This window comes from Pseudenhygromyxa sp. WMMC2535 (assembly GCF_011083025.2).
In genome coordinates, this window is record NZ_JABJWV010000001.1 from 8868479 (window position 1) to 8893248 (window position 24770).

Consider the following 24770-nt stretch of genomic DNA (forward strand, 5'->3'; position numbering starts at 1 on the left):
CGCGCCAAGCAGCGCGGGGCGCCTCACCGCAGCCACGACGGCCGTGGTGAGGACGCCCAGCGTGATCCCTACTCGGCGCAGGTCGAGAAGCAGGCCGAGAGATCCTCGAAGAGGTTGTCGCAGTCGCTGCCTTCGCAGGTGCAGCCGCTGAGCCCGACGCAGTTCATACCCTTCCACGCCCAACCCAAGAAGAGCTCGCAGGCGCCCACGCCGGCGGCGTCCATCGGCTCGCACAGCGGCGGGACCTCGTTGCAAAGCTCGTGGTCGACCACGCAGGTGTCGAACTCCAGGGGGAGGGTGTCGCAGTCGGCGCCCACGCACTCACAGCCGCTGACGCCCACGCAGCCGAGGCCGTCCCAGGCCCAGCCAAAGAACTGGTCACACGCGCCTTCGCCCACGGCGTCGTCCACGTCGCAGTCGAGCTCCACCTCGCAGCCCGAGGTCGCCTGCTCGCAGACCTCGAGATCGGGGTAGAGCGCGTCGCAGTCCAGGCCCACGCACTCGCAGCCGCTCTGCCCCACGCAGGTGGTCCCGTTCCACTGCCAGCCAAAGAACTGGTCACAGGGGCCCTCACCTTCGGCCTCCTGGGGCACGCAGGGGTCCTCCCCGCCGGTGTCCGTCTCGCCGGTTTCCGTCTCGCCGGTGTCCGTCTCCTCCGTGCCCGTCTCCTCGGACCCGGTCTCCTCGCTGCCTGTCTCTTCGGACCCGGTCTCCTCGCTGCCCGACTCTTCGGACCCGGTCTCCTCGCTGCCCGTCTCCTCGGACCCCGTCTCTTCGGACTCTCCGGTCTCCGTCTCTTCGCTCTCGCTGCTCTCGCTCTCCGTCTCGCTCTCGCTCTCGCTGCCGGCGTCCTCCTCGGCGCCACCATCGTCGGTGCAGGCCGAGGCCAGGAGCGGCAGAGACAGCATCAAGTAGATGCAGGTAACAGATGAAAGACTACGCATACATAACCTTGACCCACGCACACGCCCGGGTCGAGCAAACTTCTCGACGGTCCGGCCAGTCCTCGCCCTCAGCTGGGGCGACGCTCGCGTAGACCAAAGGCTGCGCCCTGCGGATCGTCGCAAGGCGAAAAACGTGATCCATCCGGGAGGCTGAAGGTACCCACGACAACACCACCTCGAGCCTGGATCCCTGCCACGCGAGCATCGAAGTCTTCGACCTCGAAGGCGGTCAGCCACTGATCGTGGACGAGCGGGTTTTGAGCCGCGCTGGTCAGGGCGCCCGCCACGGGCTGGCCCGGCGCCCAGGCGAAGGCCTGGAATTTCCCCGAGTCGGCGCCCACGGGCACGAGGCCCAGGTGCTCGGCGTAAAAGCGCGTCGCGGCCGGGTGGTCGTGGCTGTGGTGGTCGTGCCACAGCACGCGAGACAGGGGCGCTGGCGGCTGCGTGGTCAGGGCGAGGGCCGCCTGGAAGGGATCGAAGAGCGCGGCGAACTCGAAGCCCTCGGGCGAGCGACGCGTCGGTCCCAGCCGCACGGCGCCCACGGCCTCGACGGCGGTGAGCGTGGCGGGCAGATCCTCGACGCTCAGGCGGGTCAGCCAGTTGGCCGGGACCCCGCGCTCGCGCAGGGCGACCGGGAGCTCGCTGATCTCGCCGACGGCCACCTCGTCCACGATCACCAAGCTGCGCCCGTCGAGCTCGCGCAGGTCGAGGCCAACGACCTCGGCGTAAAAGCGTGCGGCCTCGGCCGGGGCCGTGGTCCGCAGCTCGAGCCAGGCGATCCCAGCGGCCATCAGACCTGCCCCCCGAACACCCCCATGGCGCGCAGCAGCCAGGCCGCGTCGGGGGTCTCGAGCACCGCGGGATCCCCGGGCCGCCCGGCCGCGGTCATCAGCCCGCGATCTCGAGCCATGGCCATCAGCGCCCCGTCGACGCTCCCAGATAGACGCGTTGCGAGCAGCATGCACGACCGGTTCAGCACGCGCTCGAGCTTGGCCGGGGCGCCGCGCCAGTGGTCGAGCTCGCGGGCGAGGCCGCGGCGAAGGTCGGCGTTGAGCTTGGCGGCCGTCAGCCCGCGGGCCGAGAGCGCGTCGACGAGAGCCCGGGCGCCCTCCCCCGCCGGCTCGTGGCGCGGCCGAGCGAGGGCCGTGAGCGCCTCGAGCATATCCGTCAGCGCGATCGGGGCGCTGTCGAAGAGCGCGCCCAGGCCCGTGGCCAGGGCCGCGGCGGCGAAGGCCAGGCGGTAGCGGCGCTCGGCCTCGGTGACGTCGACGAAGTCCTCGCTGACCACCAAGGTGGGCTTGGCCAGGTTGCGCAGGCCCACGCCGCCGGGCAGCGGATCTTCGGTCACGGCGATGGCCAGATCGATCTTCAGGGCCGCGCGCCACGGACCCACGAGGCGGCTGGCGTGCTGGATCGCCAGGCGCTCCTTGGGGGTGTTGGCGACGCGGGAGCTTCCCCTGCGCCCGCGCAGCCCGGCCAGCTGCCCGCGCAGCTCGACGAAGACCTCGCGCAGGGCCCCGCGCCACTCGAGCGGCACCCAGCCCTCTTCTTGGATCGGATCTTGGGGGAGGTCGGCCAGCGGCAGGCGGGTGGTGAGCACCGGGACCGGGCCGCCCGGGGCCATGAAGGCGGCGATCTGGTAGAGGTGCCGGGCCAGCTCCATGCGTCGGAAGGCCTCGTTGAGACGGGCCAGGCCGAGGCCGAGGCCGGCCTGGAGCGGCTCGCCGGCGGCCCACGCCCCGAGCTCGTCGAGGACCTCCTCGGTGCCCCCGCACAGGGCCGCCGCCGCCGCCAGCAGGGCGTCGAGGCGCGGCAGCGGGCCCTCGAAGGCGATCACGTCGAGCATCCGCGCCGTCGTCGGCCACAGCACGCGGTGGCGGACCTCGCGGTCGTGGCGATCGCCGATCGAGCGCGCCAAGGTCCGCTTGCCGCGGGCGAAGGCCTCGGTGAGCGCGGCGTAGATCAGCGCCTCGTGGGCGTCGCCGGCCACGGCCCGCAGCTCGATGGCGAGCTCGAGCACCCGCTCCCAGTCGCCCTGATGAAAGACCAGGGGGATGAGCACGGCGCGGGACTCGGTGCTCTCCATCGAGGCCGCTCGGGCGCGCTCGAGCAGGCGCCGGGCCGCGCTCATGGACTCGCGCGCGTCGGCCCCGTGATCGAGGTGGACCTGGGCCGCGCGGGTCAGCCAGCGCGCCTGATCGTGGGTCTCGATCGTCAAGTTGGCGAGCTGCTCGAGCGCCCGGGCGAGCGCCATCCAGTCCTCGGTCTGCTCGAGCAGCTCGGCGTAGAGCTTGGTCAGCGGGTAGTCCGAGGGCTTGTCGAGCAAGCTCATGCGGCAGGTGGCGCGGGCGTCGATCAGGTTGCCCGTGGCCCGCTGGGCCAAGGCGAGCTCCAGGGCCACGTCGGCGGCGCGATCGGGCCAGTGGCGCCGACACAGCTCGAGGCGCTCCTCGAGCAAGGGCACGCGATCGTGGGTCCGGCCGGCGCCCTCGAGCAGGCCGTCGAGCAGGCTCAGGGCCTGCAGGCGCAGCTCGACCGGGGCCTCGCCGGCGAGCAGCTGACGGAGCACGCCCTGGGCCTGCTCGCGTCGCTCGAGGCGCAGCGCGGCCTCGGCCAGGCGCAAGGTCAGCAGCGGCGCGCGCTGGCGCGGGGCCAGCAAGCTGAGCTCGTCGCAGATCGTCTCGTCGACCTTGCGCTCGTCGCTCGAGCCGGCGATCTCGCCGAGCAGGGCCGTGGCCGGATCGTGGGTGGGCGCGCGATCCAGGGCCCGGCGGACGATGCCCACGGCGAGCTTGGGGTCGCGCAGCCCCGACCAGGCGAAGCGCGCCGCGGCGGTCAGCAAGCTCGCGGCCTCGTCGGCGTCGCCCGTGCGCCCGGCCAGGTCCTCGTAGAGATGCACGACCTTGGCGTAGTCGCCGGACTCGGCGAACACGTCGCGCAGGCAGGCCAGCGCGGCCTCCCGGGCCTCGGGGCGGCGGTCGTCCTCGAGCAGGGCGTGGGCGAGCTCGAGCTGGCGGCGGGCGGCCTCTTCGATCTCGCCCCGCTCGCCCAGGGCCCGGGCCGTCTCGCGCAGGCGCCCGAGCAGGCGCAGGCGCACGAGCGCGTCCTCCTCGGCCTCGAACTCGGCGTTGAGGGCCTTGCGGCGCTTGCGAAGATCGAACTCGCCCTGATCGATGCGCTGGAGCTGCTCGACGCGCTCGCCCGCGACCTCGGCGAGGGCCTCGGGCAGACCCTCGAGGCCCGCCGCCTCCCGGGCCGCGGCCTCGGCCGGCTCGAGGGCGTCGTTGCGCAGGTGCAGCTCGCTGGCCGCGAGCCACAGCCGGGCCCGGGCGGCGTCGTCGATGTGCTCCCCGGCGTCGGGGCGGCCGGGGCTGCGCGCGAGCTGCTCGAAGCGCAGGGCCGACTCACCGGGCTCGGGCAGGCGCGCGACCAGGGCGTGGGCGCGGTTGACCACGACCACGTCCTCGGGCGCCTGCTGGAGCGCCGCGGCGAGGTTGCGCAGCGCGCTCTGAGCGTCGCTGAGCCGGTCGAGGTAGGTCTCGGCGAGGTCGACGTGGGTCAGGGCGCGGCGCGGGCCCTGGGGGAGCTCGCGGATCGCCAGGAAGTACATGTGCGCGACGATCGACCACTCGCTGCGCGCCCCGGCCAGCTCGAGCAGGGCCTGGCGAGCCTGGGCGTGCATGGCGTCGGCGCCCACGGCCTCGAGCAGCAAGGCCCGGGCCTTCTCGCCGGCCTCGGACATGGGGTCGGCGCGGAAGTCCTCGGCCAGGAGCATCGCCTGGCGGTAGCCGACCTCGGCGCGCAGCATGTTGGCCAGAGGCAGGGCCGCGAGGCGCTCGAGGATCCGCGCCTCGTCCTCGCTGCGCTCGAGGCGATCGTAGAGCCGGGCGAGCTCGAGCAGGGCCCGCTGCGACTCGGGCGAGCGCTCGAGCGCGGCCTCGAGCGCGGCCTCGGCCTCTTCGCTGCGCTCGAGATCGACGAGCGCCCGGGCGGCCAGAGCCGCGTCGTCGGCCGCCCGATCGTCGGGCAGGTCGGGGCTGCGCGCGGCGGCCCGCAGGGGATCCACGGCCTCCTCGAGCCGACCCTGGCGCGAGAGCAGCCGGCCCAGACCCTCGAGCGCCCCGGCCCGCTCACCGTCGTAGTCCAGGGCCTGACGGTAGCGGCGCTCGGCCTCGGCCTCGTGGTCGTCGTGGGGCGAGAGCAGGTCCGCGAGCAGGGTCAGCAGCGCCGGGCGGTAGAGCTCGGGCAGCTCCTCGAGGCGCATCAGCAGGCGGTTGCGGACGTTGACCACCGAGTCCGTGCCCGCGAGCAGGACGCGGGCGCGCGCGCCAGCCTGGGGGTTCTCGAAGGGGTTGGCGAGGTAGGCGTCGACGAAGAAGCGCGCGGCCTCGTGCGGCCGGCGCAGCGGACCCTCGAGCAGCTCGCCGATGCGGTAGTCGGCCTCGGCCTTGCGCTCCCAGTCGCCCAGGCTCGCGAGCTTGCGCGAGCGCACCGTGAGGATGCGGACCAGGTCGTCGTAGCGCTGCTGCGACCGATACCAGCGCGCCAAGGTCGCGAGGCCCTCGTCGGGCAGGGCGTCGAGCTGCTCGAGCACCACGTAGACCGCGACGGCCCGCTCGCCCCCGCCGTGCTCGCGCAGGGCCGCGGCCAGGCGCTGGATCAGCGCGAGCCGAGGGTTGTCGAGCTCGCCGGGGAAGCGCTGGCGCGGGTCGGCCCCGCCGCGCAGCTCGGGGGCGAGCTCGGTCTCGAGGTGGGCGATCAGCTCGCTGGTCCGGCCGCGGCGCTCGAGCACGCCGACGAGCTCGAGGTGCAGGCGATCGAGCAAGCGCGCGAGGGCCCGGCGGGCGCGCTCCTCCGCCGCCCGGCTGGCCGCAGCGATCGCCTCGGCGCCCTCGCCCGCCTCTGCCTCGCTCCCCTCTCCCTCGCTCCCCTCTCCCTCGCTCCCCTCGCCCCCCCCGCGGGGCGTGGGCTCCTCGAAGATCGAGTCGAGCAGCGCGTCCATGTCGAGGTCGGCGATCGCCGAGCTCGCGTCGGCGCCCCGGCCCTCGGCCCGCGCCGGGCGGACCCCGAGCACGCGCCCGCTCGGGGCCTCGACGCCGCCGGGAGAGAGCTGCTCGAGCAGCGCCGCGTTGGCCTCGAGCTGGGCCCGGGCCTGAGTCTCGTCGAGGCCGTCGAGGTTCTCGAGGGCCAGGCGCAGGGCCTTCTCGGCGCGCGAGAGATCACCGATGCGATCGCGCAGCAAGGTCGCCACGCGCTCGAGGGTCAGCACGCGCTCGAGGCCCTGACGCCGGGGATACTCGCGCTCGAGCAGGCCGACCAGGGCGATCCAGCGCTGGCGCTGCTCGTAGAGGTCGGCGAGGGCGGCGACCGCCGCGGCCCGCCCCGGCGCCTCCTCGACCACGGCCTCGAGATCGGTGATCGCCTCCTCGAGCCGACCGAGGGGCGCGACCAGCAGGCGCGCGCGCTCCTCGAGGGCCTCGACCCGGGCGCTGCCCGTGGTCCGGTTGGCGATCGCCGCGAGCATGCGGACGCGGTGCTCGGGATCCCCGGCGAGCTGCTCGAGCTCGCGCAGGCGATCGCGGGTCCGCGCCTCGTCGGGGACGCGGGCGAGGATCTTGCGAAGCAGGCGCTCGGCGAGGGCGTGCTCCCCCGTGGCCAGGGCCGCGTCGGCGGCCCGATGGCCGAGGGCCGCGTAGGCCACCGCGCCCATGGGCACCAGATCGAGGACCCGCTCGCTGAGGTCGATGGCGCGATCGAGCTGCGGCTTGGTGTAGTAGTGGTCGAGCAGCGGGAGCATCAGGTCCGGGTCGTCCGGCGCATGCTCGAGGGCGCGCTCGAGGTGGGCGATGGCCGCGTCGGGATCGCCGAGGATGTCCGCGCACAGGTGGGCGAGGTGCTTGAGGTCGTCGACGCGGCGCTCCGCGCTGGTGTCCCGCGTGACCCGGTCCTCGAGCAGCTCGAGCGCCCGGGTCCAGTGCTTGCCGTCTTCGAGGGCCTCGACCAGGGCCGAGAAGAGCGCGTCGTCCTCCCACTCGAGGCGCGCGCGGTGGACCAGCAGGGCCGCCCCGTCGCGGCGATCGAGCAGGGCAGCGAAGCCCACCCACAGCTGGCCGCGGACGCGGCCGACCGCGAGCAGCTCGCCAGCGAGCTCGACCAGGGCCGCGTCGGACCGAGCCACACGCTCGTCCCGAGCCAGCGCCCCGAGCTCGGCCACGAGGGGGCCGAGGACCAGGGCGTGGAGCTCGGGGCTGGCCGGGTAGCGGCGCAGCGCGAGCTCGCGCAGACCCGCGACCCGCTCGCCGAGGGCCTCGAGGCCCGCGCCCACCAGGCGCTGACCGAGCTCGAGCAGCAGCGCCAGCGGCCCGGGGTCCTCGCGCGAGAGCGCGACGCCCTCGAAGTCCGGCCAGCGCCCGACGAGGCCCGCCGGGGGCGCGAGCGCGTCGCCGAGGGCCTGCTCGAGGGCCTCCGTGAGCACGTCGAAGAACTCTGGGCCCGCGCCCACGGCGAGCTCGAAGACAGCCTCGCGCAGCGCCCGGGCGACCTCGGCGGGCGCGCGCTCGGCCAGCGCCGTCAGCCGCCGGCCGGTCTGCTCGGCGTCCTGATCCAGCATCCGCAGCAGCCGCCCGACGAGCAGCTGGGTGTGCGCCGGGTCCTCGGCCGCGAGCAGCTGCGCGTCGAGCTCACCGAGCTCGTCCTCTACCCGACCCAGGCGGCGGATCGCCCACTCGCGCAGGTCCAGGAGCTCCGGCGAGCTCGCCCGCGCGGGGCTCATGCGCTCGAGCTGGACCAGCAGGCGCGAGGCGTCGTCGAGCTCGATGGCCGTGAACGCGAGCTCGACGGCCAGGCGATCGCGCAGCTCGGCCTGGGCCTCGCCGAGGGCCGCGATCGCCCCCTCGAGGGCGTCGGCGTAGCGGAGCTGGGCGCCGCAGGCCAGGCACAGGTCCTTGAACGAAGACAGCAAGAGCGCGTCGCCGGGGTCGGCGAGCAGCGCGGCCTCGACCACGCCCAGGCCCTCTTCGACGCGGCCGAGACCCAGGGCGAGGAGCGCGGCCTCGCGGCGCAGCTCCCCCGCGGGCAGGGACTCGCCCCTCGCATCGCCCGCTGCATCGCCCGCTGCATCGCCCGCTGCATCGAAGAACGCGCGCAGCTGAGCCCGAGCCGCGACCTCGCGCTCGAGGGCCTGGAGACCACCTCCCGCAGCCTCGCCCTCGCCCTCGACCTCGGCCCAGGGATCGAAGCCGGTGTCGACGAGCGCGAGCCAGGCATCGACGACGCGGCGGTGCAGCGCGCCGCCAGGCTCGGCGGCGAGGCAGGCCCGCTCGAACATGCGCACGGCCGCGTCCACCCGCGGGCCGCGGGTCTGACCCTCGCCCGCGGCCAGGGCCTCGCGCTGGGCGAGCAGGGCGTGGGCCCGACCGGCCTCGAGCATCAGCGCCGCCCCGCGCTCACCCGCCTGCTCGTGCTCGAGCAGGGCCTCGACGGCGCGGATCTGCAGCTCGGGGTCGTCCGCGTCGAGGGCCAGGCCGTGGAGCGCCTCGAGGACCTCGCGCTCGCCGGGGACGATCAGCTGGGCGCGCTCGAGCAGCGCCCGGGCCTCGCCGAGCTCCCCCTGCGCGCGAGCGCGACGGGCCAGGTACAAGGCCGGAGCAAAGAAGCGCTCGTCGTCCTCCGCGAGCCGCTCGCCCGCCTCACGCCACAAGCTCACCGCGCGCTCGGGGTCCTCGTCGACGCACAGCTCGGCCAGGGCCAGGCGCGCGTCGACGTCCTCGGGCTCGAGCTCGAGCAGCGCCGTCCACAGCGAGCGGGCCTCGGCCGGGTCCAGCGCGCCATCACCACCACCATCACCACCACCATCGCCGCGCTCGCGCAGCGCGATCAGCTTGCGCTGGGCCTCCACGCCGGCGCGCCGGGCCGCCTCGGCGTCCGCGGGGTCCTCGGCCCGCGCGCGCTTGACCCGGGCCTGCTCGACGCGGCTGCGCAGCAGGGCCTCGAGGCGCTCGTCCTCGCCTGAGCCGGCGAGCAGCGCCCGCTCGAGGCGAGCCGCGAGGGCGTCGTCCTCTGGATGCAGGGCCTGCGCCGTAGCGAGGGCGGCGAGCTTGCGGCCCTCGTCGGCGTGATCGGCCACGCGCAGCAGCCAGCGGAGCCGCCACGCGTCCGCGCCTCCTTCGTCTTCGTCTTCTTCTTCGTCTTCTTCGGTGGACGTGGCTTCCCAGGGCAGCTCGGCCGCCCGCGCGGCGAGCTCGGCCGCCGCCTGCTCTTCGTCGAGCTCGAGGTAGACCTCGAAGAGCGCCTCGGCCACGTCCCGCTGCAAGGCCGCCGGAGCCGCCGGAGCGGCCATGACCCGCTCGAAGAGCACGGCCGCCCGCGCGCCCTGACCGACGAGCTGCAGGAGCTCGGCGCAGCGGGCCGTGAGCGCGATGCGGTCGATGCCCAGCGCCCCCTCGGCGCGGGCCTCCGCCTCCGCCCCATCCACCAGCGGCAAGAGCTGCTCGAGGGCCGCGTCCGGTCGGCCCGCGCGATCCAGGGCCTCGCCCAGGCGCGCTTGGATCGCCACGGCCGCGCCCAGCACCGCCGCGTCCACGGACTCGGACTCGGACTCGGACTCGACCAGGGCCTGCGCCTTTGCGAAGGCCTCGGCCGCGGCGGCGAAGTCCTCGGCCGCGAAGCTGCGCTCACCGGCGATCGCCAGAGCCCGGGCCTGGGTCTCTCCGTCGCCGGCGGCCCCGGCCGCGCTCGCCAGCGCCTCGAGCTCGCTCGGGCCGCGCGCGCCCCAGCACGCCTCGGCGGCCAGGCTCAGGCTCAGCACCCGCGCCCAGCTCCCGCGCTCGCGCAGAGCCGCCAGCAGGCCCTCGAAGGCCGGGCGATCTTCGTCGGCCAGGGCCGCGTCGGCCCGCTCGACGAGGCCCGCCGCGATCAGCTCTCGCGCCTGCCCGGCGTCGACCTTCGGGAGCGCCTCGGGGGCGTCGAGCCAGGCGTCCACGACCGCCGCGGAGGCCGACCACAGCGCCGCGAGCTCGGCCCCGCGCAGCCCGAGCGCCTCGCCAAAGTTCTCGAGCTGCGCCGAGAGCTGGACGATCAGCTCGGCGCTCGGATCATCGCCGACGATCCCCCCCGCGAGGCGCTCGACCAACAGCCGATGCACCCCCGCCTCACCGGGCGCCACGACCAGCGCGGCCTCGGCCAGGGCCTCGACCCGCCCGCCCTGACCGACCTGAGCCGAGAGCTCCCCGCTGCGCTCGGCGGCGAGCGCCACACGCAGCAGCTCGACCAGCGGCCCGAGCTCTCCGCGGGCCGCGGCGTCGACCGCCTGCCGCTCGATCCCCGGCCACCAGGCGGCGACCGCCTCGAGGCCGTCGCCGGCCACGGTCGCCGCGAGGCTGACCACGGCCACGTCCAGCTGCCCCGGCGCGTACTCGCGAGCGATGCGCAGGGCCGTGCGGGCCAGGGTCCGGCGCAGCGCCTCTGCCTCGGCGTCCTCGGCCCGCGCGCCGAGCTCGAGCAGGCGCCGGGCGCAGGGCTCTCCGGCCTCGCCGAGCAGCCGCAGCATGCGAGCCACCAGCGGCTGCACGCGCTCGTGGGCGCCCTCGGCCGCGCCGGCCGTCGCCAGGATCCGCTCGTCCAGGCGCGCGAGCTCCTCGTCGACGCTGCCCAGGCGACGCACGGCCCAGTCGCGCAGCTCGAGCAGCTCGGGGCGCTCGGCGCTGTCCGGCGGCAGGGCGTCGAGGGCACCCAGGCAGCTGTGGGGATCGTCGATCGCCCGCGCCGCGCGGGCCAGCTTCTCGGCCAGGCGCGCCCTGCCCTGCTCGAGGCCGCCTTGCTCGGGCTCCGCCTCGCTCGCCGCGGCTCCCACTGCCGGGAGCTCGTCCAGGCGCTCGGCGAGCACGCGGACAAAGCGGGTCTGCTCCCCCGCCGACGCGCACAGCTCTTCGAAGCTGGCGAGCAGCTCGGGATCTCCGACGTGGCGGCGCAGCCCCGCGATCAGCAGCTCGGCGGCCTCGTCTCGTCGCTCGAGGCGCTCGGCGAGCAGCTCGGCCTCGGCGACCGTGGCCGCGGCCGGGAGGCGCTCCCCCAGGGCCCGGCGCAGCTCGGCCCGGGCCTCGGCCTCGGCCTCGGCCTGGCCGCGATCCGCCCGCAGCATCGCCCGCATACCGTCGCGGGTGACCAGGCGCAGCCAGTGCTCCGCGACCTCCACGTGCCCCTGGGAGCCGCGCTCGGCCATGGCCGCCGCGCGGCGCAGCTCGACCAGGGCCTCGCCCACGCGATCGAGGCGCTCGAAGGCCCGCGCCCGCTCTCGCAGCAGCGCCGCGCGATCGAGCTCCGCCGCCAGCTCGAGGGCCGAAGGCGGCGTCTCGCCCAGGCGCGTCAGCAGGGCCTCGCTGGTCGAGAGCAGCAGCGCCGGGCGATCCAGGCGGCGGGCGACCTCGAGCAGCGCGAACGAGGTGGGCAGCGAGCCCGGCTCGATGCTCGACGCGCGCTCGAGCCAGCCGCGGGCCTCTTCGTAGTCCCCGGCGTCGAGGGCCTGACGGGCCAGCGCGCGCGCCGGCTCGAGGAAGCGCCGATCCCCCGCGGGCAGGCGCTGGGCCAGGCTCCGCCAGTGCGCCGCCGCGGCCTCGCTGTCGCCCTCGCGCATGCGCAGCTCCGCGAGCTCGAGGCGGGGATCCAGGCGCTCGGGGGCGAGCCGCAGCAGGCGCTCGAGCAGCGCCGCCCGCTCGCTGACCCCCGCCTCTCCTCGCGGACGCTCGACCACGGCCAGCAGGCGCTCGAGCAGCGCCACCGTCCGGCCGCGATCCCCACTCTCGAGGCCCGCGTCCACGCGCCCGCGCAGCAGCGCCTCGAGTCGCGCGCGGTCTCCCAGGCTGCGCAAGCTGGCCTCGTAGAGATCGGCGACGCGCTCCTCGTCCGGGGCGATCGCGTGGGCCTGGGCGAGGAGCTCGGAGCGGGCCGCCTCGTCCTCGCTCAGCCGCGCCGCCCGCTCGAGCCAGGGGAGCGCGTCGATGCCCTCCGCGCGCTCGCCCTCGCCGCTCCAGGTCACGCACAGCTGCGCGACCTCTGCGACGAAGCTGGCCGCTTTCGCGCGCGCGGCTCGACTCGCGGCCGCGCGCGCAGCCGCGGCGTCTTCGGGCGTCTCGACCTTCGCCGCGCCGTCTTCGGCCTCCGCAGCGGTCTCTTCGCCCGCCGAGGTCTCCAGCGTCGCCGCGCCGTCTTCGGCCTCCCCAGCGCTCTCTTCCCCCGCCGAGGTCTCCAGCGTCGCCGCGCCGTCTTCGGCCTCCCCAGCGCTCTCTTCCCCCGCCGAGGTCTCCAGCGTCGCCGCGGCCTCGTCGGCCCGTGCGCCTTCGTCTTCTCCGGCCGCGCGGGCTTCGGTCTGCGCGTCTTCGACCTGCGCACCCGCGGCCTCGCCGGCCGCACCTTCGCCGCCCGCGTCCTCGCTCGTCGGCGCCTCGGCCTCGCGACACAGCAACCCAAACAGGCGCTCGGCCACGGCCAGCCGCGCCCGCGGGTTGGTCAGCCTGGTCCAGGCCAGCTCGAAGAGCGCCAGGGCCTGCCCCCGCTCCCCCAGCGCCTCGGCCAGGCCTGCGCAGCGCCGCGCGAGCGGGCCGAGCTCCACGGCGCGCTCGAGGGCGCCCCCGCCTTCTTTGCGCAGGACCTCGAGCACCCCCTCGAGCTCCTCGAAAGCCTCGCGCGTCCGCCCGGCACGCTCGAGGGCGCGGCCGTGGGTGTAGCGGACCTGGAGGTCGTCGGGGCGCACGGCCCTGGCCCGCGCCAGCTGGGTGCAGGCCCGCGCCAGGGTCACCTCGGACAGGCCGACCCCCGCCCGCTCCTCGGCGAGCACGCGATCGAAGAAGGCCAGGCCAGCCTGGCGCCGGGCCTCGCCCTCGGCCGCGACCTCGCCAGCGGCCGCGGCGTCCTCGGCGAGGTCGAGCCACTGCTCGGCGTCGGCGCCCACCGAGTCGAGCAAGGCGGCGAGCTCGGCGTAGGCCCCCTGCTTGCGCAGGGCCTCGCGCAGCGGACCGAAGATCGCCGGCTCGTCGACGTGAAAGCCCGCCAGGTCGCGCAGCAAGGCCGCCCGCGGGCCGGGCTCCAAGGTCGCGGCGAGGCCGAGGTAGAGGCGAGAGCGGCCCCTCGCGTCCATGCGGTGGGCCGCGGCCAGCCGCTCGATGCGGTCCAGGGCCAGGCCGGGATCCATGGCGACCGCCTCGCCCGCCGCGGCGCCCATGGCCCGGCGCACCGCGAGGGCGTGGAGCGGGCCGTGATCGGGGAAGTCGAGGGTGGCCCGCTCGACGAGCATGTCACCGAGGTCGGCGAAGCCCGGCAGCGCGACCTCGGGATCCGCCACGCGATCGGCGACCTCGACCAGGGTGGAGACCGCGTCGAGGGCCCGGCGATCTCGGGCGGCGGCGCTCAGGGCCGCCGCGGCCAGCTGCTGCCAGTGCCGGCGCGCCCGCGCGACCCGGGACCGAGCGCCGCGCTCGTCGGCGTCGACCTCGAGCAAGACCCCGGGATCACCGAGCAGATCGAGCAGCCCGGCGAGGGCCTGGACCCCGAGCTCGAGGCGACCAGGGGCGCGCTGGAGCAGGAGCTCGAGGGCCGACTCGAGCAGCCACACCCGCGTGGCGGCGCGCGTGTCCTCGCGGCGAGCGAGGCCGAGCAGGCGCTCGGCGCAGGCGCCCGCGTCGTGCTCGAGCACCCGCAGCAGGCGCTCGAGCAGCACGGGATCACCCAGCACGCCGCCGGGGCTGCCCTGGTCGCCGGCGTGGCCGAGCAGGCGATCGAGCTCACCGAGCTCGTCCTCCACGCGGTCGAGCTCGCGCACGGCCCAGACCCGCAGGTCGAGCATCTCGGCCTCGCCCGCGGCCTCGCCCGAGAGGCGATCGAGGGCCTCCAAGGTCGCGCGCGCGGCTTCTTCGGCCCGCGCCGAGCGGGCCAGCTCGGCGGCGAGCTCGTCGCGGGCCAGGCCCGGCGCGATGGCGTCGACGACCCGGCGCAGGGTCTCGAGGCGGCGCACGGCCAGGCTCTCGTCGGCCCCCTCCCCCGCCGCCTTGGCGGCGCGCCCTCGATCACCCTCACCGCCGAGGGCCGCCAGGCGAGCGCGCAGCTGCGCGTCCTCGGGCGTGGCGATCATCAGGGACTCGAGCAGGCCCAGAGCGCGCTCGTGGTCGCCGAGTTCGGTCAGGAGATCGAGCTCGGCGACGGCCTGCTCCCGGGTCAGGGAGGGCCCCAGGGCCCGCCGCAGCTCCACCCGGGCGTCGAGCTCTCGCCGGCGCAGCGCCCGACCTTCGGCCCCGGCCACCGCCCCGCTCGTCGTGAGCGACTCGACCAGCTCGAGGCGGCGCAGGGCCAGGCCGCGGTGCTGCTCGCTGCCCTCGTCGGCCAGGGCCACCGCGCGATCGAGGGCCTCGAGGGCGCGCTTGGGGTGATCGAGGAGCGCCTCCGCCCGGGCCACGTCGGCCTCGAGCTCGGCCCGGCGCGCGTCGTCGAGGCCAGCCGGGAGCGCGAGCAGGGCCTGGGCCGCGTCGAGCACCAGCTTGGGCACGTCGAGGGCGCAGGCGACCTCGTGGCGGCGCTCGTGGGCCTCGAGATCGTCGGGGCGCAGCTTCAGGGCGCGCCCGAGCAGGCGGTGAGCCTCGGCCCGGGCGTCGCGGTCGAGGCGGCCCCCGGCCAGCTGCTGCTCGGCCAGGCGCATGGCGATCTCGAAGAGCTGGGGATCGTCGTCGGCGAGCTGCGACTCGGCCCGCGCCCACAGCTCGAGGGCCTCGGCCGCTCGACCGCGACGGCGGCGATCCTCGGCGACGATCATCAGGGCCTGGCCGTGGTCGGGCTCGAGGGTCAGCAGCTCCTCGTGGAGCGCGACCAGCTCGCCCTCGATGTCGCGCTCGCCCAGCCCGAGCCGCGGCGCGTCCTCGTCTTCGTCGCCGTCCTCGCTCGCCCCCGCGCCGCCTGCCGCCAGCGCGGCCTGGCCCTGGGCCCGACGCAGCAAGGTGACCAGGGCCTCGAGGGTCGTCTGCCACGACGCGAGCAGATCTGCGGGTAGGTCCGCGGGCTGCTCCCCGGACGCCCCCGCCAGCGCGCGGCCGGCCTCGCGGCAACGCTCGAGGCGCTCGCGCAGCAAGACCTCGAGCGCGTCGAGATCCCCGAGCGCGACCAGCTCGCCCTCGAGATCGTCGAGCAGGCTCTCGTCTTCGGGATCGAGCTCGCGGGCGCGAGCCAGCAGCTCCGCCCGGCGCGAGCCCTCGGACAGCTCCGCCCCGCGGCGCAGCCACTGCACCGCGGCCTGGGGATCATCGAGCTCCGCGGCCTGGACCGCCGCCAGGTGCACGACCTCGTCGCGGCGATCGAGGATCAGCAGCGCCGAGACCAGCAGCTCGGTGACCTGCTCGCTGCGCCCCGCCTCTTCCCGGGCGTGGGCGACGGTCAGCAGCTCCGCGGCGCGCTCGTGCTCGCCGAGCTCCGCCGCCAAGATCCCGCAGTGCAGCGCGAGCTCACCTCGGCCGACGCCGGCGGCCGACCACTGCTCCCCCTCCCACAGCTCGAGCAGCGCCCCGTAGGCCCCGCGGGCGTCGCCCAGGCGCGCGCGCAGCTCGGCCGCCCGCCAGCGCAGATCGGCCCGGCCGAGGTCCAGGGACAGGGCGCGCTCGAGCTCCTCGAGAGCGCGCCGCGCCCGGGCCTCGTCGAGCGGCGCGGCCGCGAGCAGCTTGGCCGCCCGCACCCGCGCGCGCAGCTCGACGGCGCCGCTCTCTCCACCTTGGTCTTCGGCCGCGGCCGCGGCCGCGGCCAGGCGCAGCCAGGGGGCCGGGCGATCGGCCTCGCCGGGGCTGGGATCCAGGCTGCTCGCCTCGTCGAGCAGCTCCGCCAGCGCGGCCCAGCGCGAGCGGCGATGGAGCGCGTCGAGCAGCGCCGTGAACAAGGTCGGCGCGTCGCGCATGTGCGCCCGCGCCCGCGCCCGCAACATCGCCCCTGCCGCCTCGGCCCCGAGGTGCGCCTCGTCCCCGAGGCGCGCCTCGATGTGCGCCGCCAGCCCCTCGAACAACCTCCCGGCCACGTCGGGGGCGATCGCGAAGCGCTGGAGCATGGCCTCGAGCCAGCGCGTCGCCGGCTCCTCGCCGCCCTCCTCGAGCGCGCTGCCCTTGCCCTCGGCCGCCCCAACGCCAGCGCGAGCGCCGACCCCAGCCAGGTCTGCGCCGGCGCGCGTCCACAGGGCCGCGTGTAGCCGGGGGTCCTCGGGGTTCGAGGGCAGCCACTCGTGCAAGATCGCGTCGGCCCGCGCCGCGAGCTCGCTGGCCGCGTCGTCGTCTTCGTGGGCGCCGGGGCGGACCAGGGAGACCAGGGCCGCGAGGGCGTCGATGGACGCGGCGCGCCGAGCCGCCGCCTCGACCTTGGGCCAGCGCGCGAGCAGAGCCCTCGCGCCCCCCTTGCGCGCCATGGTCCGCAGGCAGGCGAGGGCCGTGTCCAGGGTATCGGCCGCGAGCTCGCCCTCGCCTTCGCCCTCGTCCGCGCCCCCGCCCGCCCGCTCGGAGATCAGCAGCCCGAGCGCCGCGTCGGCGAGGCCGACGGCGACCTCCCGCTCGGCCAGCTCGGCCAGCTCGAGCAGCCGCGTCGCCGTGGCCTGGCGCTCACCGTCGAGGAGCCCGCACAGGCGCTCGACCAGGCTCTCCCGCCGCTCGCGGACCGGCTCCTCGCCCAGGCGCAGCTCGAGCTCGGCGACCGCCTCTTGCACGCGGCCGAGCTTGCGGACGGCCCACTCGCGCAGCTCCGCGAGCGCCCCGGTCTCGACGGCGTCGGCGTCGACCTCGGCCAGCTGATCCAGGGCGAAGGCCACGGCGCCGGCGTCCTCGAGGCTACGCCCGAGCTCGACCAACATCGTGGCCGCGCGCCGGCGCAGCGCCTCGGGCAGCCCCTGCGTCTCCAGCAGCTCGCGCAGCCCCAGCTGGGCGCGCTCGCGCAGCTCGGGGGCGTCCTCGCGGCCCTCGAGCAGCGCCGCGAGGGCGTCGAGGACCTCGCCGAGGGCCGCGGGCGTGACGTGCATGGCCTGCTCGAGCAGCGCCAGGGCATCCCGCGGGCGCCCGAGCTCGCGGTCGAGGAGCTCGACCTCGCGCAGGCGCTCCTCCACACCCAGCTCCTTGCCGAGCAGCCCGCGGAGCCCCGCGAGCGTGCGCGCCTGGGCCTCGAGATCCTCGAGGGCCTCGGCCAGGCTCAGCGCCCGGCGCAGCTTGGCCTCGCCGATCGCCCCGCGCCGCGCCGCCGCCTCGAAGGCGTCGAGGGCCTCCCGGGCCACGGCCCGATCTCCCTCGCGCTCGAACAGCCGCGCCAGGGCGACGGCCCGCTCCAGCTCCCGGCGCGTGCGCTCCGGTGAGCGCGGCGCGTCCTCGGCCGCGCCCTCCTCCCCGCTCCCGCTCCCGCCGGCTTCATCGAGGGCGAGCAGCTGCGCGAGGGACTCGGCCAGGGAGGCTGGATCATCGAGGGCCTCGGCGAGGGCCGCCGAGACCTCCGCCACGCCCCGAGCCTGCGGACGGATGGCCCGCGCACGCTCGCACAGCTCGCGGGCGCGCTCGAGCTCGCCGAGGCTCAGCGCCTCTCGGGCCAGGGCCAGGGCCGGCTCGAAGAAGCGCGGGTCGTCGCCCTCGATGCGCTCGCCGGCCAGGGCCCACAGCTGCATCGCCGCCGCGCGCTCGCCCTGCTGGTGGCGCAGACGGCCGAGGGTGAGCATGGCCTCGGCGTCGTCCGGGCGCAGGACCAGGAGCTCCTCGAGCAGCTCGGCGAGCTCCTCGGCGCCATCGCTCTCGGGCCCGTCGTTCTCGGCCGCATCGCTCGCGCCCTCGCGCGCCCCCTCGCCCAGCCCCTCGGCCACCCCCTCGGCCACCCCCTCGGCCACCTCCTCGGCCAGAAGCGCCTGGTCGCTCGCGCCGGCGCGGACACGCACGGCGATCAGCCGCTCGAGTAGCCCCGCCCGCACGTCGGGATCCCCGTGCCGGGCGATCTGCTCGAGCAGGTGGGCGTCGAGGCCCGCGAGGTCCCCGAGCTCGCGCAGGACCTGCTCGAGACCCTCGGCCAGGGTGAGGTCGTCGGGGCGCAGATCCAGGGCCGCGCGCAGCAGGCCCGAGCGCGTGTTGGGCAGCTCACCGTAGACCTCGCGCCCGAGCGGCTCCCCGAGCTCGTCCGTCGACTCGACCCCGGCCTCGTCGAGGATCCGGGCGGCCCGGGCGAACCACGAGCCCAGGCGCCGCGCCGCCGCGGTCCCGGGCACGGGCAGCTCGCCCTCCTGCGCTCGGCTGGCGCACTCGGCCTGCTCGAAGGCGACGATCAGCGCCTCGCGGTCCTCCCCGAGGGCGCGCAGCAGTTCGAAGGCCTGCTCGGCCACGGCCTCGCGCAGCGCCGGCTCGACCGGGGCCTTGGCCGTGGCCAGGGCCCGCTCGCAGTCGGCGAGCACCGCCCCCGCTCGGCCGCGCTCGCCGATCTCCCGCAGCGCAGCCGCGAGGCGCAAGCTCAGCCGGGCCTGCTCGTCGAGGCTGACCCCCTCGCCCTGCTCGCGCGCCTCGCCGGAGCGCTGCGCCGCGAGCAGCCGCTCGAGCTCGGGGGCCGCCTTCGCGGCCTCGCCCAGGCCCTCGTAGGCCCCGGCCAGCGCGCGGCGCAGATCCAGGCGCTCGGGCGTCAGCGCGAGGGCCCGCTCGAGCTCCTCGGCCCCAGCCCCCAGCGCGCCCTCGTCGATCAAGGTCAGGCCCAGGCGCGAGCGCGCGCGCAGCTCCGTGTCGCGCTCCCCGTGGGTCGCGGCGACCCCGGCCAGCCGGCCCAGGCCCTCGCGGTCGCGATCGCCGAGCAGCTGCTCGATCTGCGCGAGCACCTTTTGCGGGCGCTCGAGCTCCTCGACGGCGAGCCAGAGATCGTCGAGGCGCTCCTCCACGCGCAGGGCCTGGGCGGCGCGCTCGACCAGGGCCTGGCCGCGACGCGGGCCCTCGGACCAGGTGATCAGCAAGTCGAGGATCCGCGGGCGATCCGTGGGCGCGGCCAGGCCGAGGGCGAGCTCGAGCACATCGAGCACCCAGGCCTGCTCGTCCTCCGCGAGCTCGATGGTCACGTCGCCGGCGGGGATCCGCGCCAGCGCGGGGCGCAGGCTCTCCCAGGCCTCATCGACGCGGCCGGCCCGCTCGAGCAGCTGGGCGCGCTCGAGCACCAGGAGGTCGCGGTCGTCGAGCTCGACCTCGCCAAACTCGTCGAGCTCGAGCAGCCGGGCGAGAAATTCGGCCGCGCCCGCGGCCCGCCCCAGGGCCCGCTCGAGCTGGGCGGCCCAGCGCAGCAGCTCGACGTTGTCGGGCTCCTGCTCGAGGGCGACGGCGAGCTCGCGGCGCGCGAGCTCCCGGGCCTCGCGGTCGTCGAGGTCTGCGGCCACGGCGATCAGCTGCCTGCGGATCCCCGGCCGCGCGGCCTCGTCGGCGAGCTCGAGGCGCCGACGCAGCAGGGCCGCGGCCACGGCCCGCTCGTCCACGCGCAGCGCGAGCTCGATGGCCCGATCGACGAGCTCGAGGGCCTCCGGGTCGTCGGCGATCGCCGCCCGCAGCAAGGCCAGGGCCTGCTCGTCGCCGCTGCGATCGTGCTGCTCGCCGTGCAGCGCGAAGCTCTCGGCCAGCTGGGCGCGCAGGTCCGCCCGCCGCCGCGGGTTGGCGGTGGCCTCGAGGGCCTCGTCGAGGGCCCCGAGCACGTGGGGGACGGCGGCCAGCGAGCGACCCTCGCGGGCGACCTCGGCGACCCGCGCCTGCGCGAGGACGACGAGGGCCTCGGGCAAGAGCGCCGCCAGGCTGTCCGGCGAGACGCTCACGCCAGGATCGGTGGCGCCCCGCGCCCGCGCCCGGCGGTCGCGGGCCGCCGCCAGGTGATCGCGCAGCCGCGTGACCAGCGGGCCGACGATCGTCAGCGCGCTGCGAGGATCGTCGAGGTGATCGATCAGCAGCCGCGCGACGGCGAGCTCGAGGTGGGCGAGGACCTCGGGCGAGTGGGGCTGGCGACAGTCCGCGGCCAGCAGCCGCGCGAGCTCCTGCGCCCGGCCCTCGGCGGCGAGCAGCACCGCGAGCAGGCGCCGGGCCGCGAGCGCGCTCGGCTGAATGTCGAGCCACTCGTAGACCGCCTCGAGGCAGGCCTGACGATCCAAGAAGCGCGAGAGCTCGACCCGCCAGCGGACCAGGGCGAGGTGGGCCGCGGGGAAGCCCGAGAGCACGCGGCTGAGCTCGGCGAGGACCTCGAGGGCCGGGCCGATGTCCGCGCGGATCCCCGAGTCCGTGTCGCTGCGCTCGGCCATGCGGCTGGCGCGGAGCAGCTCGCGCGCGCGATCCAGGGCCCGAGCGACGGGCTCGTCGAGGAGCCCGGGCTCGTCCGGGCCCGGCGCGAACACCTGGCGAGCCGCCTCGCTGGGCTCCGGCCAGGCTTCGCCGACGTCTGCTTCGGGCGCGGCCCCGAGCGCCCCCCCGATCTCGTCGCCGACCGCTTCGCCAACCTCATCGTCGACCCCGTCTCCAGCCTCTCCCCAGTCGATGCGCCCGCGCAGCCCCACGCGCAGCCCCCTGCGGCTGGCGCTCAGCGACTCGACGGCGCAGCCCTCGAGGTTCGGCGCCTTCCAGCCGACCCCCGCGAAGGCCCGGGTCAGCGCCAGGCGGCCCGCGTCCACGCGCAGCGCCCCGTCCTCGCCAACGACGACCCCGCTGCCGACCCCGGCCACGCTGCCCGCGGCCAGCCGCGCCGCGATCCCTCGCCACAGCCGCCGCGCCGACGCGTCGCGGCCGCGGCGATCGATGGACGCCTCGAGCCCGCGCGGCCCGGCCTCGGTCAGGGCCTTGGCTGCCTGGGGCAGGTGCCCGACCAGCCACAGCCGAGCGGGGCGCAGGACCAGCAGGCGGTGCGCGACCTCGACGTCGAAGGCGACCAGCAGCCACACCTGCCCGCCCTCGCCGTTTTGACCCGAGAGCATCAGGCAGGGCCGCGGGCGCTCGGCACCAGGGAATTCTCGGCGCAGCTCGAGCTCGAGATCTTCGAGCTCGACCCCGAGCACGCGCTGGCCGACCAGGCGCCCGCGCAGCCACGGCCGCAGCGCCCGCTCTTCGACGCCGATCTCCGCGCGGACCACCCGGCAGCGGTGGTTGCGAAAGCGCGTCGCCGTCAGCGGACCGCGCATCGGGAAGCGGACGCCGGGGATCACCGCCTCGTACTCGCGCAGGCGGACGCCCGGCGCGAGGCTCCTCGACTTGAGCGCGAGCAGAGCCCGGCGCTCGCGAAAGAGCAGCGAGAAGCCGAGCACGTTGCCGATGGCCGGCGCCGTGCCCTCGCGGCTCGACTCGGCGTGCTCGGGGTCGTCCCCCGAGCTGGGTTCGCGAGTCTCGTCGCTCACGCGACGACTCCGGGCAGGACCTTGGACATCGGGCCCGGGATTGTAGCCGGATCAGGCCGAGACCGCCTCGATCGCCCGCATGATCCGCGCGATCACCCAGCGCTGCCCCTCGGGGGACGACAGGTAGAAGTGGCCGCCTTGGAATTGCGCGCAGTCGAAGTGCGCCGTGGTCTGATCGCGCCACATCTCGAGCTCCGTGCCCGTGACGTGAGGATCGTCGGTGCCCCCGAGCGCCAGCAGCGAGCACTCGAGCGGCCGCTCCTGATGCGCAGGCTCATAGGTCTCGTTGACCGAGAGATCCGCCCGCAAGATCGGCAAGGTCCGCTTGAGCATCGCCGGCTCGACGAGGATCTCCCGCGGAATACCGCCGTAGATCCGCTGGACCTCGCGGACGAGGTGGCGGTCCGGGAGTGTGTGCACCTTGAGGCGCCGCTCGGCGCCGGGGACCATCCGCCCCGAGACGACCAGCAGCTGCGGCAGCCGCAGCCCCCGACGACGCAGCTCGAACACCAACTCGACGGCGAGCAGCGCCCCCAGGCTGTGGCCGAAGAAGACCACCCGCCCCTCGATCAGCGGCGAGACGGCGCGGGCCAGCGGGGCCACGATCTTCTCGATGCTCTCGGCGAGCGGCTCGTCCATGCGCCCTGCTCGACCCGCGAGGCACACCGGCATCAGCTCCACGCTCTCGGGCAGATCGTCCACCCAGGGATAGAAGGCTCGAGGGCTCGCGCCAGCGTGGGGGAGGCAGATCAGCTTGACCGAAGCGTCGGGGCGAGGCTGCGGACAGTCGACCCAGGTCCTCGTCGCCTTCGGTGCTTGTGTGTAGAGCATCGCAGCGTGTCCCGAGCGGACCAACATCCTACGATCAGGGTCGCGGACATCACAACACAATCGTCGCGTTCACGACGATCGAATCGTCATCGGACCTTTTGGACAGGTGCTGTCATTGGCGCGCACCCTCGCGCAACAAACGCCCACGTGGCGCGGAGTTGCCCGGGCGTTGCTCAGGGCGCCAAGTGTGGCTTCACGCCCCACTCGGCGCCCCGCCGAGCTCAGCCGAGCTCAGCCGATATTGGGGCACACCTCTTTGGGCCCCAGCGCATTGTTGTCCTCGATGCACTCGTTGAGCGACCCCGCTCCCATGTCGTCCTCGTCGACGACCACGCTGACCTCGTAGGGGCTCTCGCCCGGCGACGGCACGCTCAGCGTCACCTTCGCGCAAGCCCCCGCGGGGATCGCCGTGGTCGTCTCCACCACCCCCAAGGTCCCCGCCTCGGCCTCGCTGAAAGTGACCGCCACCCCGGGTCCAACCCCGAGGCAGCCCTGGTTGCAGACCCGCACGCCGAGGTTCAGGTCGGGCGCACACACGCCCTCGGCGTCGAGGTCCTGCGCCACGAGGTCCGGCGCGCAGTTCTCGACCGCGCCTTGAGTGTTGCGGCGGTAGGAGTTGTAGGGGTCGCCCTCGGGGTAGGCCCAGTTGGGCTGCTCGGCGACCGGGATGCCACCCTTCGCGTCGACGTTGGTGACGTGATAGGTGTGCTGATTCCAGATCGGCAAGGTCGCCACCCAATTGTCCAGGCGGTCCTCGAACACCTCGACGCCCGCGTCGCCGATGTTGCCCTGGTTCGACCAGTTGTTGGTCGAGACGACGATCTCCGCCTTGAAGTCGCCGTCGACGTCGGCGACCAGGGGGTACTCGTTGCGCGTCTGCGACGAGTTGATGTCGCGGAAGAGCACCTCCTCGTCGGTCATGATCCCGTCGCAGGCCGGCCCGGGCGGGTCCATGGCGCAGTCGGGCTCGACGCCGGGGTAGATCCGCAGGTACCACTCGTCGAAGTAGATGACCTCGTTGCGGCCGTCGCCGTCGAAGTCGAACACCGACGATCCGGTCCGGCTCGACGACCCGTCCTTGGTGTCGGCCCGCCACAGCTCCGTGAGCGAGGGCCCGCCGCCGTCGAACTGCGCGACCACGTAGTAGTCGCCGCCGGCGAGGCCGACGTCGGGCAGGCCGTCGCCGTCGAAGTCGGCGATGTTGGGCGGACCCCCAGCCCCGCCGCCGGGGATCGAGATGCTCGCCAGGGTCACCCCGTCGATGGCGTCGAGCACGTCGATCCAGCCCGCGCGCACGACCACGACCTCGGGCACGCCGTCGAGGTCGAGGTCACCGAGGCCGCAGTAGCCGTCGCCGAGGCTCCCGGCGTTGTGGTCGGCGTTGTGCCACAGCACCGAGCCCGTGAAGTCCACGCCCACGGTCCCGCTGAAGGTGTAGGCCGTGGCCCCGGCGATCAGCTCCGGGCGGAAGTCGCCGTCGATGTCGGCCACGCAGCTGATCTTGCCGACGCCGCCGCTGTTGCCCTCGCCGAGGTCGCCCTCCCACAGCAGCGTCCCCGCGCTGTCGTAGACCGCCTTGCCGTAGGCGACCTCGGCGTCACCGGCGAGGTCGAAGTTGGCGATGCTCGCCCCCCCGGACTTGCCGTTGCCCTCGTAGAGGTCCGACTTCCAAAGCGGCGTGCCGTCGGCCGCGACCGCGATCAGGTACCTGCCCTCGCCGGGGGTGATGACCTCGGGCACGCCGTCGTAGTCGAGGTCGCCGATCGCCGGACTCGAGGCCGAGTCCGTCTGCCACTCCTCGCCCTCGAGGGTCCACAGCTTGGCCCCGTTATCGCCACGGATCGCCCGCAGGACACCGTTTTGGGTGTAGTCCGGCGGGGTGAAGGAATTGAACACGATCTCGGGGATGCAGTCGCCGTCGAGGTCCCCGACCACCGGCGTGCCCACGGACTGGACCGCGGTCGGGACGTCGTCGTCGGCCGGGGTGATGTGCGGCCAGGTCACGGCGCAGGTCCCCATGTCGCAGACCTCTTCCTTTTGACAGTCGGCGTCCTCGGTGCAGGCCCGGGCCTGGCGCGCGCCCCAGGAGAAGCGCGGCACGGGATCGAAGACCCCCGCCTCGGGCTGAAAGGTGCACGAGGGATCGGCCAGGTCGGGCACGCAGGCCTCGAGGTCGGGGTCGCAGACCTCCCCCTCGCCGCAGCTGCTGCTCGTGTCCGTCGCGCAGGTCGAGACCTCGCACGCGGCCCCGGGCACGATGCAGCCGCCGGCGTAGCAGACCTCGCCCGCGCCGCAGCACTCGCCGGGGTCGTCACCGCAGATCGGATCCTCGCCGCAGTCGGGCACGCAGCTTTGACTGTCGACGTCGCAGACCTCCTCGTCGCCGCAGCACTCGTCGCCGCAGGGCTGCGCGCAGTCGGTCTCGGAGCTGGTGTCGAGGGTCGTCGTCGACTGCGTCGTCGTGCCCTCGTCCTCCGCCGTCTCCTCTGCGCTCTCGCTGTCCGAGCTCCCGCCCGACAGGCCGATCTCGTCGTCGCTCTCACCTCCCCCCGGGTCTCCCCCGCAGGCCGCGAGAGGCAGGGCAAACAAGGCGATGAAGCGAACACCAGAAGACCCGAGGTGGCTCATTC

At 75.4% G+C, this 24770-nt stretch carries 5 protein-coding genes; all 5 read right to left on the reverse strand.

The genetic code is table 11. From position 1 onward, the window contains the following. Positions 1-68: 68 nt before the first annotated feature. Positions 69-911 (reverse strand): hypothetical protein, encoded by an 843-nt coding sequence (locus G6O69_RS34235; protein WP_217909974.1) that lies wholly within the window; start codon positions 909-911, stop codon positions 69-71. Between the two features lie 101 nt (positions 912-1012). Next, the gene (locus tag G6O69_RS34240; protein WP_172307673.1) at positions 1013-1735 is read right to left on the reverse strand and encodes a VOC family protein; all 723 of its coding nucleotides are present in this window, start codon (positions 1733-1735) and stop codon (positions 1013-1015) included. Further along, positions 1735-21309 carry a tetratricopeptide repeat protein gene (locus G6O69_RS34245; RefSeq protein WP_172307674.1) on the reverse strand — a complete coding sequence of 6525 codons (19575 nt, stop codon included), beginning with the start codon at positions 21307-21309 and terminating at the stop codon, positions 1735-1737. The genes G6O69_RS34240 and G6O69_RS34245 overlap by 1 nt, the downstream gene beginning before the upstream one ends. Before the next feature lie 51 nt (positions 21310-21360). Further along, the gene (locus G6O69_RS34250) at positions 21361-22140 is read right to left on the reverse strand and encodes a thioesterase (protein WP_172307675.1); all 780 of its coding nucleotides are present in this window, start codon (positions 22138-22140) and stop codon (positions 21361-21363) included. 231 nt (positions 22141-22371) lie between these two features. Next, positions 22372-24768 carry an FG-GAP-like repeat-containing protein gene (locus tag G6O69_RS34255; RefSeq protein ID WP_255215950.1) on the reverse strand — a complete coding sequence of 799 codons (2397 nt, stop codon included), beginning with the start codon at positions 24766-24768 and terminating at the stop codon, positions 22372-22374. Positions 24769-24770: the final 2 nt, after the last annotated feature.